Below are 16354 nucleotides of genomic sequence, written 5' to 3'. Positions count from 1 at the left end.
AGAAGAGCCGTGAGCCCTATAACCAACAACAATCGAAGCGCAAAAGCTGCGCGGCTCGCCACGCCGTTTTTGCTGCCCTTGCTGCTGTCGCTGTTCGCGCTGCTCGCGTTGCTCTGTGCGCCGCCGGCGCATGCCGCCGCCCCGGGCATCACGGGGACGACATTCAATCTGAATGCGGCGGACAGCACCATCAGCCAGCCCGACGGCATGAACGTCTATTCCTGGGGCTACGGCTGCAGCACGGCGCCCTCCGGCTTTTCGCCGGCAGGGATGGCGGGAGCTGCCTGTTCTAACATGCAGGTGCCGGGGCCGACACTGATCGTTCACCAGGGGGACAAGGTGACGATAACGCTGACCAACAATCTGCCGGCGGCAGCAGGCAATACCTCGATCCTGTTTCCCGGATTCCAGGTTTGCACAGCTGTCATGAATCCGGACGGCAGCTGCCCCGCCGTGCCGACCGGCGTACCTGGCCTGCTGACGCGGGAAGCCGCACACGGCGGTTCAGTCACCTACAGTTTCGTCGCCAGCACCGCCGGCACCCATAGCTACTACAGCGGCACCCAGGGCGACCTGCAGATCGAGATGGGACTGTACGGCGCGATCATTGTGCTGCCGACCGTGGTGCCGGCCGGCTGCCGCGCCGTGGCATCGACGCTGCCGGATGGCCAGCCCGACTATCGCAACGCCGCGGCGGCCTACAACCACAGCGCCAGCTGCTACGACCGCGAGTACCTGTTCCAGTTCGCCGAGATGGATCCGCGCATCCACAACCAGGCGCAACAGCAGGCCGCGGTGGCATGCACCCAGCCCACCGGCTGCATGACGGTCGAGACCGAACCCTATCATCCAGCCTATTTCCTGATCAACGGCCGCTCCATGCCCGACGACATGGATCCGAACTATGCAGTGCAATATCCGCACCAGCCGTATAACGGCAATCCGCACATGCATCCAGGCGAGCTGGTGCTGCTGCGGGTGATCGGCAACGGCCGCTGGCAGCATCCTTTCCACGAACACGGCAACCACGTGCGCGTCCTCGCTCGCGACGGCAACCTGATCCTTAGCCAGACCGATGCGACCAAGCTGGCCGGGCCGCTGCTGTTCACCACCACCACCACGCCGGGACTGGCGATGGACGGCATCTTCTACTGGACCGGCAGAGGGCTCAACTGGGACGTCTACGGCCATACCGCCGGCGCGCTTTACACCGATGCGGCATTTCCGGCCTACCTCGGCAAGCCTGTGGTCTGCATCCCGGACGCCAACGGCTATTACACGGCAGATCCGCTCGCGCCTAACTATTACGAGTGGTGCCAGGATCACGACAAGCCGCTGGAAGCGCATGCCTTCGGCGCCGTCGGCAGCGGCGGCCCGGTGACGCTGCCGGATTCGAACATCCTGACCAACGGCCAATGGTATGGCGGCAGCGCCTATCTCGGCCCGGATGCGACCGCTCGCGCGGTCGGCCCGACGGGGACTACGCCGCCTTCCGGCACGCTGGCGAACCCGCCGTCGACCGAAGCAGGTTTCGCCTTCATGTGGCACTCGCACAATGAGCGTGAGATCACTACCAGCAATATTTTCCCGGGCGGCATGATGATGATGATGCTCGTTGACCCGCAAGCCTTCTTGATAAACGAAGCTAATTAGAAAAGCAGGAGAAATGCGATGAGAACCAATCAGGTCAAAGCCATGCTTTTAGGCTTGGTCAAGGGAGGGCTGGTGGCATCGCTGCTGGTCATGGCCAGCAGCGGAGCTTTCGCGCAGAGCGTCAACCTGACGGCCCAGGCCGTCAACGCCACGCTGCCGGACGGGCAGCTGGTGCCGATGTGGGGTTACAGCTGCAGCGCGGTAGCGGTGGCGCCTGCCACTTGCGCCGCCACCAATCCGAATGCCGGCACAGGCTGGTCACCGGTGGTGATCAGCGTGCCGCCGGGAGCCCTGACCATCAATCTCACCAACAGCCTGCCGGCCAGCGTGCCGACCTCGCTGGTGATCGTAGGGCAGCTCGGCGGCGGCCTGGGAAACACCGCAACCACTACGCCCAGCCCGACGCACTCGGCGAAGACTGCGACCACCTGGCCAGTCGCCAACGCAACGCTGACGCCGCCTGCGAACTTCACGCCGCCAGCTCAAGGGCCGCGGGTGCAGTCGTTCGCCACCGAAGTGGTGCACGGCCAGACCAAATCGATGACCTGGAATAACCTCAAGCCCGGCACCTACCTGATCGAGTCGGGCACCCATCCCTCGATTCAGGGGCCGATGGGCTTGTACGGCGTGCTGGTGGTGAGGACGCCGGCCAGCGGCGCGACCCAGGCCCAGGCCTATACGGGTGTCGGCTACGATGCCGATGTGCCGCTGCTGCTGAGCGAAATCGATCCTGCGCAAAACACCTCTGTGGCTGCGGCAGTGGCGAAAGCCGGCTTCAGCGAGACAGCGGTATGGTCGGGCCAGCCCGGCGGCTGCGGCAATCCGGCCTCGCCGACTTTCCAGACCTGCTATCCGCCGGCCGTGAATTACGATCCGCGCTATTACCTGATCAATGGCGTCAGTTTTGACCGCGGCAACGAAACCAAATCCCAGTTTTCCATCACCGCTCCTGCGGCGGCCGGCCAGGTCCTGCTGCGTTTCGTCAACGCGGGCTTGCGCATGCATGTGCCGACCGTGGTCGGCGCCCAAACCGGCAGCCCTGCGGCCTCAGGCTTCTCGCTCATTGCTGAAGACGGCAACCTGTTGCCAGGCAGCCGTCGGGTCCAGAACGAAGTATTCATGGCCGCCGGCAAGACCTACGACGTGATGATGAATGCACCGGCCGCCGGCGCCCTGGCGCTGCCGGTGTTCGACCGCCAGCTCAGCCTGTCCACCAACAATCAGCGCGACGGCGGCATGCTGGCCTATGTCAGCGTCAATGGCGGCGCGCTGCCGGTAGCGGCCGGCACCCAGAATGCGATTGCCAATCCCGACAACTATTACCTGGTGCCGGGCAATACCCTGGCTGTCACCGATCCGGCCAAAGGCGTCATCGCCAACGATATTCGGGTCTATGGGGTCAAGCTGGCGACGCCGCCGGCCGGCGGCACGGTCACCTTGAATCCTGACGGCACCTTCACGTATGTGCCGTTCGCCGGCACTACTTCGGACAGCTTTACGTATATGGCGAACGGTAATCCGGCGATCACGGCCAAGGTCACCCTGGCTGCCTGCACCGCTGTCTCCGGCTGCCTGGGCGGCGCGCCGATCGCCAACAACGACACTTACACCAGCAACATCGCGTCGCGGCTGCAGATCAGCCCGCCCGGCGTGCTGGCCAACGACAAGGACCCCGGCGGCCATCCGCTGCATGCCTCGGCAGCCACCAACGTCGTCGGCGGCACGGTGACATTGAATCCGGACGGCTCCTTCAACGCGGCGCCGACAACTGTTCCCACCGGTGCCTCGACCGCCACGATGTCATTCAAGTACACGGCGATCAATTCACAGAACACCAGTTCCGCGCCAGCCACCGTTACTGTCACCTTCAAGGGCGGCAGCGGCCTGGTCGTCAAGGTGCTTGATGCGCCGAGCGCGAAGACCGCCACCCCGGTCCAGCTTACCGACTACCGCTGGATCATCGAGGAAGACCGCACCTTCCAGATCGACCCTGCATGCCAGGTGAACTCGACGACGCGCCCGGCGACTTGCCCGCCTATGCCGGTGCCCAGCCTCGGCGCCAGTTTCCATGTCAGCTACATGCCGGTGGTAGCTTCCGGCTGCGTCGGCAAGATCGCTTGCGAATCGGGGCAGACCGTGTTCGACCCGGTCAGCAACGCCCATGTGCCAGCCGTATGCGACATCGGCAACGGCACCTGCCGCACCACTGCCACGCAGCAGGTGGCAGTCAACCCGAGCCAGGTTTCGCTGGACCCGACCAAGCACTACTACATCTCGATTCTGCCGGGCGACGCCGGCAACTCGTTCTCTAGCGGCGCAGGTGCTCCCAAGCCGGTCAATGCCAGCAATCCCAGCGGGCCGCAGCGGCCTTTCAGCATCGCTCTGGATTGCCCTTCTGGCCCGGGCGGCGCTGATTTTGCGCCCGGCACCGGAACCTGCGGCCACAGCATGAGCGGCGCGCCGATCGCCCCCGCTGCCTCGACAGTGAGCGTGCTGGTGCCGCAGACGCCGATGGCGACTGCCAAGATTTCGGTATATGTGTTCGAGGATGACGCTCCGCTGAACGGCGAAATCGACGTCAGCGGCGGCCTGGACGCCTTCGGCACAGCCCGCGAACCGGGGCTGGGCGGATTCGAGATCAAGCTTTGGGACGATGCCGGCGGCAGCGGCGATGCGACCGGCCAGATGAGCTACGACATGTTCAACATGCCGCTCTCCAATTCCTTGCAGGGCATGATCGATCCCTCCACCGGACTCAATGCCTGCCCGATTTCAAAGGCGACCGATGGCCTGGTGGGCATGATTCCGACCTGTCCGACGTTTGAATCGGACGGCGTGACCAAGTCACCCTTGGTCGGCCAAGCCATCATTGCCAACCTGATGCCCGGCAAATACGGCGTGATCGCCACGCCGGCAGCGGACCGCATCGGCAGGGGAGAGGAATGGATACAGACCAACACGCTGGACGGCCAAAAAGCCCATGACGCTTTCATCAAGATCGGCGGCCCGGCCTACTTCCAGGAATTCGGCCCGGCCGGCTTCCACGTCACTGTCGGTTTTGCCAATCCGAAGATCATCAATGACCGCCGCACCAATGCACAAGGCGCCGGACTGTGCGACGCCGCACCAGGCGGTTCTGGCGTCTCTTGCACCAATTCGGTCAAGGGCAGGATCACCAACCTGCACTACAGCCGTCCGCCTAACGAAAATCTGTATGGCAGCGGCTCGCGCACTTCCCTGAGCTTCACCCAGTGCTACGTCAGCTTGGGCGATCCGGATGGCGAAGATATCGCCTTTACCAAATGCGACGCCGACGGCAGGTTCAGCTTCACCGGCATCCCGAACGGCACCTTCCGCTTGACCGTGCTCGACCAATGGAACGACCAGATCGTCGATGGCCTGGCGACGGCGGTGCAGCTGACCGGCAACCAGGTCAAAGACGTCGGCGACCTGCCGGTGCTGCAATGGCATACCAATCTCTACACCCGGACTTTCATCGACCTCAATGGCGATGGCGTGTCCCAAGGCGGCGAGCCCGGACTGGGACTGGTGCCGACCATCGTCCGCTTCCGCGACGGCAGCATCTCCAATTTCAACAGCACCGACCTCAACGGCTATGCGCCGTTCAACGAAGTGTTCCCTCTGTTTAACTGGTATGTGGTGGAAGCCGACACCACGCGCTTCAAACAGACCGGGGTGCACCTGGTGTATGACGCCGGCGGCCCGCCGGACGGCACCCCTGGCGGCGGCGCCTCGACCATCGCGGCCAACTTTGCCAATACGCTGGAATCGTCTACCGCGCATCTTCCTGTCGCCCAACGGATACCGGGCGCGGTGTATTGCGACAACGCTGACTGCAACGGCTTTTCGATCCAGAACGGCCCCGGCAGCAGCGCCGCCAATCCGTCCACCGGCAGCATAGTGCCACCGTCGGCGACGACCATCGGCTGGCAAGGATTCTCCGGCCAGAGCGCCTTCATCGAATTCGGCAAGACGCCGTTCGCGCCGACTGAGAACGGCGGCATCAAGGGTGAGGTGATCTACGCCTCGACCCGGCCGTTCGACGATCCATCGCTGCTGCTCCATACCAAGTGGACGCCGAACGTGCCGAACGTCACCGTCAACCTGTATCAGGAAAATACAGCGCCGGACGGCAGCGCCACGCTGACGCTGGTCGACACTACCCAGACGGCAAGCTGGGACGATTGGGCACAGGGCTTCCGCTCCGACGGCGTTCCTAACATGAACTGCCCGGGCCAGGAAACCACCGATCCCTTCTTCTTTACCTTGAAGGGCACTACCCAGTGGCTTGATCCATCGCATCGTGCCTTGCCTGCCAATGCGCAGTTCAAGTGCTACGACGGCATGCACGCCTTCAACCAGCTGCAGCCTGCGCCCTTCGACGGCATGTACAAGTTCCCCAGCGTGACGGCGACCAGCCCGACCACCGGCAAGCCGACCGCCAGCAACTGCTCGATCTGCGTGGCGAATCCCAGCGGCGACGGCACTGTCATGCTGCCTGCCGGTAAGTACGTGGTTGAAATGATCGTGCCGCCGGGCTATGAACTGGTGAAAGAGGAAGACAAGAACATCCTCATCGGCGACAACTACATCGCACCGGTGACGCAGCAGTTCGGCGGGATCGGCAATGTTTTCATCGTGCCCGACCAGGCTGCGGTGAACTCTTCCTATAACCAGAACAATGCGCAGAATCCGACCCAGGACCTGGGATCGGTCACCTATCCGCGGCATGAAGGCGACACCGGCAGCGTCGAAGCCTACTGGCCCTGCGTCGGCGCGCTGCGCATCGTGCCTGACTATATAAGCCTGTTCCCCGGTTCGCAGGAAGTGTCACCTTTCGCGGGCGCTTCGCGGCACCTGTGCGACCGCAAGGAAGTGCAGCTGGATAACCAGAGCACGGTGCTGGCGAAATTCTGGGTGTTCAGCTCGGCCCACGTCGCAGCGCACTACACCGGCTTCATGCTGGACGACTTCTCATCGGAATTCGATCCGTATTCGCCGCAATTCGGCGAGAAGTTCGCTGTCCCTAACGTGCCGATATCCTTCAAGGATTTCGCCGGCAATGAAATATCGCGGACGTATTCCGACCAGTGGGGCATCTACAACGGCTTGAACTATTCGACCTGGCAGGTCAACCCGCCAAATCCGACCGGCTATGCGCCGACCATGATGGTCGCCTGCATGAACGATCCCGGTCCGATCCCCGATCCGGCTCATCCTGGCCAGACCATGACCGATCCCTTGTTCAATCCGGCCTACAGCCAGTTCTGTTACGAGATTCCGTTCATGCCCGGACAGACCCAGTACATGGATACGCCGGTGGTGCCGGTCTCGGCCTTCGCCGAAGGCTACAATCCGCCTGACTGCGCCTATCCCGACGCTACGCCTGCCATCGCCAAGGTCACCGGCGACGCCATCACCGGCGGCGCCGGCCCCTGGGTCAAACTGGCGGGCAGCGCGCTGACCATCACAGCCATCAACAATACCGGCGATGCGACGGTGCTGAACCATGCCTACTCCGGACCGGCCGCCACCACGGCGCCGTACAACCAGAAGTTCATCACCCGCCACTACGGCTTCGGCGCCAGCCAGGGCAGCGGAACGGTAACGATAGGCGGCGTCAATGCGGTCGTCACCTCCTGGAGCGATACCCAGATCAAGGTGCTGGCGCCCTTGCTGAGCGCGTCGCAGTCGAGCTGCCCGGTCCAGCAACGCGGTACGCTGCTGCCGGCCATGTGCGGCGAGCTGGTGATCACGACCAACGCCGGCAAGAAATCGATCGACACGGTGACCGTCACCATCGGCGGCAATACGCCGAAATACATCAATGGCGAGAATGCTGCCGGCAATGCTATCCAGAGCGCGATCGACAGCGCCACTCCGGGCGACATGCTGATCGTCGGTCCCGGCATGTATAGCGAAATGCTGATCATGTGGAAGCCGATCCGGCTGCAAGGCGTCGGCGCTTCCTCTGTGACGGTCAACGCCAATACGCATCCGTCCGGAAAGATGGACCCGTGGCGGCGCCAGATCGACTGCCTGTTCGGCGTGTCGATCAACGGCGGCTTGCTGTCGTCGACCAATCCGTTCGATCCGACCGGCACCTACTCGTGCCCGGCGGCGATGCAGCGCAAGGTTGACCCGATTCCGTTCGAACCTACCATCGGCTGGGACAACACCCTCAACGGCAATCTCGGCGAGCTCCTGATAGAGCCTTCGATCATGGGGGCGTATGAAGGCGCGGCCATCACTGTCCTGGCAAAAGGAATACGCGACGTGCTGGTGGGCGGCACTTTGCAAGCCGACCCTAACTTCACCGCGAACGGCATCTTCACGCCGCTCACGGCCAGCAACGCGGATTGCACTACCTATCCGAGCAACTTCCTGTGCAATCCATCGCGCATCGACGGCATCAGCTTCACTAACAGTTCGCAAGGCGGCGGCGGTATCTTCCTGCACGGCTGGAACCACAACATGGAACTCGCCAACAACCGCGTCTATGGCAATGCCGGCACCCTGACCGGCGGCATTACCGTCGGCCAGGTTGAAGTTTCGGACGGGACCATAGCGGCGGATGGCGTAACCGAACTGCCGTTCGGCTACAACAACGCCGTCAACGTGCACCACAACGCGGTCACGCTGAACGCTTCCTACGGCGATGAAATCAACTCCACTACGCCGTCCTCGGCCGGTGGCGTCACCTTCTGTTCCGGGGCCGACAACTATCACTTCAATTACAACTGGGTGTGCGGCAACATGAGCAGCGGCGACGGCGGCGGCATGGCGCACTTCGGCTTCAGCTACAACGGCGACATCTCGCATAACTGGGTGCTCTTCAACCAGAGCAACAACCCGACACTGCCGACCTACGGCGGCGGCGTCATCGTCCAGGGCGTCGCCCCGGACGGCACGTTCTGCGAGAATACCGCGGTCGACCAGGATTGCGCGCCTGAACTTACCGACGGCGCCGGTCCCGGCATCACGGTTGACAGCAACCTGATCATCGGCAATACCGCTGAAAGCGGCAAGGGCGGCGGCCTGCGGCTGCAGAACATCAACGGCACCGAGGTACAGCGCAGTCCTAATAACGCCAATGCCTGGTATCAGGTCGGCGTCACCAACAACATCATTGCGAATAATGTCGCCGGCTGGGCCGGAGGCGGCGTCTCCTTGCAGGATGCTGTGCGTGTCAACTTCGTCAACAACACCATCGTTTCCAACGACACCACCGCTTCGGCAGGCGTGTTGTTCAACACCGCTGCGGCCGGTCAAGCCAATGTCGGCCCGCCGAACTGCACTACGGTCGGCTCGGAGACAACCTGCAGCCCGACCACCACTTCGCAGTATGAGCCGGCTGGCCTGGAAACAGCCCGTCACACCACCAACCTGATCACGGCGTTCACCGTGCCAACCGTGGCTTGCCCTGCCGGTTTGCCGAATTGCACGACGTTCTCCAATCCGGTGATGACTAACAACCTGTTCTGGCAGAACCGTTCGTTCTATATCACGGTGGGCGGCCTCAATCCGGCGATAGCTGGCTTGCAGAATGTGGTGACGCTGAATCCGACCTTGAACCAGCTTGGCCACAGCACGGGTTATTGCGATCCTAACGCGGTCTACTGGGATATCGGCGCCTTTGGCGATACCGGCCCGGCCAACCATGGTTCGGGATTGACGCTCAGTCCGCAGTACTCGATCCTGACCGACGCTGCCGACTATCCGGGAGCCAACAACCTGGGCAGCAATCCGACCGTGATCAGCCAGTACTGCAATGGCGCACGGGTGCCGCCGGAAGGTGGCGGCAACGGCTTTGCCATGCCTCCTGGCATCGCCGATGCGGTCATACCCAATCCATTGTTTACCCTGATGCCTTCGGCCACGCCGGATGAAGGCAACCAGTGGATCAATATGTTCTACGGACCGCTGTCCTTGACCAATACAACCGTGGTTTCCGGCAGCGCCGGCTACGGTCTGCCGCTGGGCAACTACGCCATCGCTTCCGGTTCGCCGGCGATCGACAGCGGCACCGCGACCGGTGCGCCTAACCATGACTACTACGGCAACAGCAGGCCGCAAGGAGCCAGGTTCGATATCGGCGCGGTTGAATTCGTGTCGGCGCCGGCTGCCGCCGCGAATGTCACACCGGCCTCGCTGACCTTCAGCGGTACGCCGAGCGGCACCACCAGCGCAGCGCAAGCGCTGACGCTGCACAACTCAGGCACGGCTTCGTTGACCGGTATCGCGCTGACATTCACCGGCCCGTTTGCCCGCGGCGCCGGCGACACCTGCACCGCGACCCTGACCGCTGGAGCCAGCTGCACCATCAACGTGGTGTTTACGCCGACGGCGGTGGCTGTCGCTAACGGCACGGTAGCGATTGCCGCCAACGTCCCGGTCACCGGCTCGCCTGTACCGCTCACCGGCACCGGCGTGGCGCGGGTGGTCAGCGCGACCCTGGTGCCGACTGCGTGGACCGCGCCGGCTACCGTGAGGCTGTTGAGCAACGTGCTGGGCCCGGTCCAGAACTTTACGCTGACCAATACCGGCAATGTAGCGCTCACCGGCATCACGCAAGGAACGCTGTCAGGCGCCAGCCCGGCTGACTACGCTGTAGTGGCGTTGACGTCGACCTGCGGTCCGGCCGTTGGCGGCCAGCTGACGGCGACGACAAGCCTGAATCCGGGCAACACTTGCATCGTTTCTGTACGGTTCCAGCCGCGCACCAGCGTGCCGATCAACAGCGTCAGGAATGCCAGCGTATCGGTCACCGATGCGGCAGGCACGCAGACCTCAACCATGACAGGAACGGCGAAATGAAGTAGGGCGGCAGGTAGTGCTGCCCGCGGCAGGCAAGCGCGGGCAGCCACGGAATCCTCAGGCGGCAAGGTATCGGGAGGAAGGAATCACATGAAACTCTATCTGTTTGTATCTTTGTCTGCATTAGCCAGTTTCTCCCTGGCGCTTGCGGCAGAGTCATCGCTGGATGGCGCCAGGCTCGGACAAATGGAAGCGGTGGTTGCCCATTGCGGCAAGCTCAGTCCGGCCGACAACGCCAGGTATCGTGAATTGTTGAAGCCGGTGATCGCCGATGCATCGGCGGAAGATCTGGCGGCTGCGCGCAAGACTGAGACATACCGGCGCGCTTATGAGGAGGTTTCCGGACAGTTGTCCGAAGCAAAGAAAGAGGAAGCGATAGCGGCATGCGCGGGCGCCATAGCGGCGAATAACTAAAGCAAGAACGAAAGCAAGAACGGCCATAGCGGCCAACAGGGAAAAACATGAACGTGTCCGGAGAGACAGTGAAATCAGCCGCGCTGGCGGCGCTGCTGGCTGGCGGCTTGTGGGTCATCGCGGCCCCGGCTCAGTTTGCCCGGGCACAGCAGGCGCCGTCAGCTGCGCCCGGCGCTGTGCGCCCGGCGGCGAAAAAATCCTCTCCCTATCAGCCGGTGAAGATACCGAAGCCGGCCAAGACTTTCTACCAGGCCTATGGCGGCGTCGACAACCTGACCGTGCGCCAGACTGCATCAGGCAACCTGATCCGTTTCAGCTACCGGGTGGTCGACCCAGCCAGAGCCAAGGCATTGGGCGAAAAGACCGCGATACCTTACCTGATCGGTCAACGAAGCCATGCCTTGCTGCAAATCCCGGTCATGGACAAAATCGGCCAGCTGCGGCAGAGCGGTACGCCGGAAGCCGGCCAAGAGTATTGGATGGTGTTTTCGAACAAGGGCAATCTGATCAAGGCGGGGGACCGTGTCAATGTGCTGATCGGCTCCTTTCATTTTGACGGGCTGGTGGTCGAATGATCGCCTGCCGGCAATCGACGATGATTGAACCGAGATAAACAAGCTGAGGAGGATCTACTCATGAACCGATTTCTTTTGCTGGGCTTGGGCCTGGCGTCGCTGATGGCGACACCCGCCATGGCAGTTGCGGCAACCGCAGCGGCCAAGGCCGCGGCAAGCGAGGGCGCTACGGTCAGCCGTTTAAGCGCGGCGCAGATCGTCGACAGGAATGTGGCGGCGCGCGGAGGCCTGCAGGCCTGGCGCGCGGTCGGCAGCATGAGCATGTCGGGAAAGATCGATGTCGGCGGCAAGCAGGAGACTTCGCTGCCGTTCGTGATGACCATGAAACGGCCGCACAAGAGCCGCTTCGAGCTGCGCTTCCAGGAGCAGACGGCGGTCCAGGTCTACGATGGCGTGCAAGGCTGGAAGGTCAGGCCCTTCCTGGGGCGCAATGAGGTCGAACCTTTTACGCCCGTCGAAGCCAAGGCTGCCGCCGCCTGGACTGAGCTGGACGGGGCGCTGATCGATTACGCCGGCAAAGGCACGACAATCGAGCAGCAGGGCATGGAGTCGGTGGAAGGACATAGCGCCTACAAGCTGAAGCTGACGATGAAAGACCATGTCGAGCGGCATTTGTGGATAGACGCCAAGACTTTCCTGGAACTGAAAATCGACGGCGAGCCGCGCAAACTCGACGGCAGAATGCATAACGTCGCCATTTACTACCGTGACTACAAGACCGAAAACGGCCTGACCCTGCCGTACGTCCTGGAGACGGTCGTCACCGGCGCCAAGGCCAGCCACAAGATCAGCATCGAGCACGTGACGTTGAATCCGCCGACCACTGACGCCATGTTTGGGAAGCCGCAGCTGGCGCTAGCGAAGGCATCCAGCCAATAAGGGACGGCCAACCATGAACCTGCCTTCAAACCGGCTCGCGCGCTGGGCTTGTCTTGCTTGCGTTTCTCTCTCGGTCTCTGTCTGCATTTCCGCCGGCGTCTCGGCTGCTTTTGCGACGCTCGCCCTGGCGCAGGAGCCGGCGGCAGAGCAAGGCGGCGAGCATGGCTTGAGCGCGGCGCAGATCGTCGAGAAAAACGCCGCCGCGAGAGGCGGTGCGGATGCCTGGCGCAAGATCCAGACCATGGCCTGGATCGGGCATGTGGAGAGCGCCAATGCGGCGGTGCCGACGCTGCCGTTTGTGCTTGAGCTGAAACGCCCGAACAAGACGCGCTTTGAAATCACCGCGCTCGGCCAGGTAGCGGTGCGGGTGTATGACGGCGCCAACGGCTGGAAGCTGCGTCCGACCCGCAGCGGCAAACCGGATCTGCAGCCATATACGCCGGATGAGCAGAAATTTTCGCATGAGGAGCAGGTCATCGACGGTCCGCTTATCGACGCCCAGGCCAAGGGAATTGCAGTCAGCCTGGACGGGATGGATGAGATCGAGGGACGCAAGGCCTATCGGCTGAACGTCAGGCTGCCGTCCGGCGTCAGCCATCACCTGTGGGTCGATGCCGAGACTTTCCTGGATATCAAATACGACCGCCAGACCCGCGGCGCCATCGGCCAGCCAGCGACGATATCGGTGTTTTACCGCAACTACCGGAACGTCGAAGGCTTGCAGATTCCGACCGTCATTGAAACCGGCCTGGGCACGATTCAGGCCAAGAACAAGCTTGTGATTGAAAAAATCGCGCTCAATCCGCCATTGGAAGACTGGCGCTTCGCCAAGCCCGGTACGCAAGGGCGCAACAACTCGGTTTCCATCGGACCCGACACTGCACAGGCAGCACAGGCAGTCAGGGAAACCGGGCGGCCGGCGCGCTGATCATGAACACGCATCTGTCGTTGCCGAGCATCGGATCGATCTGGTCGGCTCAGCGGATGCTAGACAAAGAGAGAAGCTTTGCAAGGATAAGAATACTCCTCCGTGGAGTTGTTTTTGCACAAGTGCAGCGCCCCGCATCGCTTGCGCTTGTGCTTTTTTTTGCCTTGGCGCTTGACGCAGGAAACCTCTCCGCGGCGCCGGCAACGCTTGCAACGGCCGGCGTGAGCAGCGCCGGCAAGCCGGCGGCGGACGCCGGCGAGACGATTTTCCGGCGCGGCATACAGGGCTCCGGCCAGGCGCTGGTAGCCACCCGCGACGGCGGCGTGCAGCTGCAAGGCGCCGCTGCCGCCTGCATCAATTGCCACCGCCCCAGCGGCCTTGGCGCCAAAGCCGGGCGCGACACCATACCGCCGATCACCGGGCGCTATCTGTTCCATCCGCGCGCCAAAGACATGGAAGATCTCGACCTGCCCTATGTTGACGGCATCCGCGCCGACCGCGATCCGTATACCGATGAAACCATCGCCCGGGCGATCCGCAGCGGCCTCAATTCGGAAGGCAAGCCGCTCAGCTACCTGATGCCGCAGTTCGCGCTGAACGATGCCGACATGGCGGCGCTGATCGCCTACCTGAAGCGTCTTGATCAACGCCGGCCGCGCGGGGTCGCGGATACGGTGCTGCATTTTGCCACTATCATTACGCCGGATGCGGACCCGGTGAAACGGCGCGGTATGCTGGATGTGCTGCAGCAGTATTTCACCGACAAGAACGTTTTCCCGCTCGGCGCGACGCCGCCTTTGCGCACTTCGCGCAGGATGATGTTCATGGTGAACCGCCGCTGGCAGCTGCATGTCTGGGAGCTGACCGGCCCGCCGGACGGCTGGGAGCAGCAGTTGAAACAGCATCTGGCGGCAGAACCGGTGTTCGCCGTGCTGTCGGGGCTGGGCGGCAAGACCTGGGCGCCGATCCACGCATTCTGCGAGGACGAAGCCATACCATGCCTGTTTCCCAATGTGGAGACTCCGGTGGGCGGCGACAGCGATTTTTATTCCTTGTATCTGTCCAAGGGCGTATTGCTGGAAGCAGAGCTCATCGCAAAGAAAATTCTCGACGCGGATGGAACCGGTCGCGGCAGGGCGGTGAAGAGCGTGCGCCAGATCTATCGTGCCGGCGACAGCGGCGAGGCGGCTGCCCAGGCGCTCGCCGCGGCGCTGAAGCAACATGGCATTGCGGTGTCGAGCCGGGTTGTCCGGCCTGATGAGAACGTCGCCAAGGCCTTGAAGGGAGCTGCGCGCACGGATGCGCTGGTCATGTGGCTGCGCCCGGCCGATATCGCCGCGCTCGCTGCCGCGCCTGCGCCGAAGGCGTCGACCGCTGTGTTCATGTCGGGGCTGATGGGCGGGCTGGAGCACGCGCCGCTGCCGCCGAGCTGGCGCAGCAGCACCAGCCTGGCCTATCCGGTCGACCTGCCGGAGCGCCGGCGTTACCGGGTCGACTATGCCTTCGGCTGGTTCGCGATCCGGCATATTCCGGTAGTGGCGGAACAAGTCCAGGCCGACACCTATCTTGCCTGCGGCCTGCTGGCGGAGACGCTGAGCCATATGGTCGATACCTTTGTCGGCGACTATCTGGTCGAGCGCATCGAGGACATGCTGGAACGCCGCATCCTCACCGGCTACTATCCGCGCCTGACGCTGGCGTCGGGCCAAAGGTTCGCCTCCAAGGGCGGGTATATCGTGCGTTTCGCCGAACCTGACGGCGTGCGGCTGGTCGCCGAGGGCGACTGGATTGTGCCGTAGCTGAAGGATCCGGCGCGGTCAGGTGCAACTGGTCTAATCCTGGGAGAAAATATCATGAAAACAGCTATTAAATCTTTCGCCGCCGCCTTGGCGCTGACAGCCGCCGGGACGCTTGCGGCGCCGGCTTTTGCCGCCAGCATGTCCGCTGCGGATGCGCCGGATCCGCACGCCCATCACCATCACATGATGTCGGACATCATGCGTTCGACGGTGGATTACACGGCGCCGGCGGTGTCGCTGGTGAGGGCGGATGGCAAGGCGGTGTCGCTGGTCCATGAACTGGACGACGGCCGGCCGGTGATCCTGACGTTCATCTACACGACCTGCACGTCGATCTGTCCGATGATCAGCCAGACGCTGTCGCAGTTGCAGAGCGATCTGGGGAGCGAGCGGGACAAGGTGCACATGATGTCGATCTCTATCGATCCGGAGCAGGATACGCCTGCGCGCCTGACGGAGTATGCGAGGAAATACGGGGCGGGGCCGGAGTGGCAGCACTATACGGGCACCGTGGCGGCGAGCATTGAAACGCAGCGGGCGTTCGATGTTTATCGTGGGGATAAGATGAACCATAACCCGGTGATGTTTTTGCGGGCGGCGCCTGGCAAGCCTTGGTTGCGGATCGATGGTTTTGCGACGGTGGCTGAGTTGCTGGGCGCTTACCATGAGCTGGTGGCCTCGAAATGACCTAAATTGATTCACCCGCGCTCGATCACATCAAGCGGAGCAGTTAAATGGGGTCAGAGTTTTTTTTCGGCAGCTTTACCGCCGAAAATTACTCTGACCCCATTTAACGGGCCACGGAGTGAGTGCGGTGGCATGCTAAGAACGGTCTGCGGGTTGCTAAAACGTTTTCTACTCCGTGGATGCTTGCCAGGGGTGGCCCGGCAGCCGCTCACTTTCTTTTGCTTGCCTACGCGGCCCGGCCAAAAGAAAGAGGTAACTGGGGTCAGAGTTTTTTTTCGCGTTTTTTTGCGAAAATTACTCTGACCCCAATTGCCGGGCTACGGAGTTAGTGCGGTGGCATGCTAAGAACGGTCTGCGGGTTGCTAAAACGTTTTCTACTCCGTGGATGCTTGCCGGGGGTAGCCCGGCAGCTACTTACTTTCTTTTGCTTCGCCAAAAGAAAGTAAGCAAAGAAAAGGCGACCGCAAAGCCGTTGCCCTCCCTTCGGTCGGGTCCCCAAATCCGGCGCGTGTCAGCCGGGTGGGGAAAGCAACTCGCCTTCGGCTCAAACATCTTTCCCCACAATTCCCGGCTGACACGCG

Annotated in this window: 8 protein-coding genes; all 8 read left to right on the top strand. The window is 62.6% G+C overall.

Annotated features, from left to right (window positions below; all coding sequences use genetic code 11):
* The first annotated feature begins 9 nt into the window (after positions 1-9).
* The 8 genes from KHU30_RS14105 to KHU30_RS14070 all read left to right on the top strand — a co-directional run bounded on the left by KHU30_RS14105 (position 10) and on the right by KHU30_RS14070 (position 15773).
* A complete protein-coding gene (locus KHU30_RS14105; RefSeq protein WP_407928083.1) occupies positions 10-1653 on the top strand; it encodes a multicopper oxidase domain-containing protein in 1644 nt (547 codons plus the stop codon).
* A gap of 18 nt (positions 1654-1671) precedes the next feature.
* Entirely contained in the window at positions 1672-10491 is an 8820-nt protein-coding gene (locus KHU30_RS14100) for a choice-of-anchor Q domain-containing protein (protein ID WP_211443274.1), read from the top strand.
* Between the two features lie 90 nt (positions 10492-10581).
* Positions 10582-10905, top strand: a complete 324-nt coding sequence (locus KHU30_RS14095; RefSeq protein WP_211443273.1) for a hypothetical protein — start codon at positions 10582-10584, stop codon at positions 10903-10905.
* 47 nt (positions 10906-10952) lie between these two features.
* Positions 10953-11480 (top strand): hypothetical protein, encoded by a 528-nt coding sequence (locus tag KHU30_RS14090; RefSeq protein ID WP_230427391.1) that lies wholly within the window; start codon positions 10953-10955, stop codon positions 11478-11480.
* A 60-nt stretch (positions 11481-11540) separates the two neighbouring features.
* The gene (locus KHU30_RS14085) at positions 11541-12359 is read left to right on the top strand and encodes a LolA-like protein (RefSeq protein WP_211443272.1); all 819 of its coding nucleotides are present in this window, start codon (positions 11541-11543) and stop codon (positions 12357-12359) included.
* A 13-nt stretch (positions 12360-12372) separates the two neighbouring features.
* Complete coding sequence (locus KHU30_RS14080; protein WP_230411173.1) at positions 12373-13287, top strand: LolA-like protein; 915 nt, start codon at positions 12373-12375, stop codon at positions 13285-13287.
* Between the two features lie 56 nt (positions 13288-13343).
* Positions 13344-15086, top strand: a complete 1743-nt coding sequence (locus KHU30_RS14075) for a c-type cytochrome (RefSeq protein ID WP_211443580.1) — start codon at positions 13344-13346, stop codon at positions 15084-15086.
* A gap of 54 nt (positions 15087-15140) precedes the next feature.
* Positions 15141-15773 (top strand): SCO family protein, encoded by a 633-nt coding sequence (locus KHU30_RS14070; protein ID WP_211443271.1) that lies wholly within the window; start codon positions 15141-15143, stop codon positions 15771-15773.
* Positions 15774-16354 lie beyond the last annotated feature (581 nt).

Source organism: Collimonas humicola (assembly GCF_018304945.1).
In the GTDB taxonomy this organism is placed as follows: Bacteria; Pseudomonadota; Gammaproteobacteria; order Burkholderiales; family Burkholderiaceae_D; genus Collimonas; species Collimonas humicola.
The sequence above is the reverse complement of the archived record's forward strand: the minus strand, read 5'-3'. Positions and strand labels throughout refer to the sequence as shown.

Coding starts and splice junctions, on each gene's coding strand:
- KHU30_RS14075 (WP_211443580.1), top strand. CDS start 13,344: ATGCTAGACAAAGAGAGAAGCTTTGCAAGGATAAGAATACTCCTCCGT.
- KHU30_RS14090 (WP_230427391.1), top strand. CDS start 10,953: ATGAACGTGTCCGGAGAGACAGTGAAATCAGCCGCGCTGGCGGCGCTG.
- KHU30_RS14080 (WP_230411173.1), top strand. CDS start 12,373: ATGAACCTGCCTTCAAACCGGCTCGCGCGCTGGGCTTGTCTTGCTTGC.
- KHU30_RS14100 (WP_211443274.1), top strand. CDS start 1,672: ATGAGAACCAATCAGGTCAAAGCCATGCTTTTAGGCTTGGTCAAGGGA.
- KHU30_RS14070 (WP_211443271.1), top strand. CDS start 15,141: ATGAAAACAGCTATTAAATCTTTCGCCGCCGCCTTGGCGCTGACAGCC.
- KHU30_RS14085 (WP_211443272.1), top strand. CDS start 11,541: ATGAACCGATTTCTTTTGCTGGGCTTGGGCCTGGCGTCGCTGATGGCG.
- KHU30_RS14095 (WP_211443273.1), top strand. CDS start 10,582: ATGAAACTCTATCTGTTTGTATCTTTGTCTGCATTAGCCAGTTTCTCC.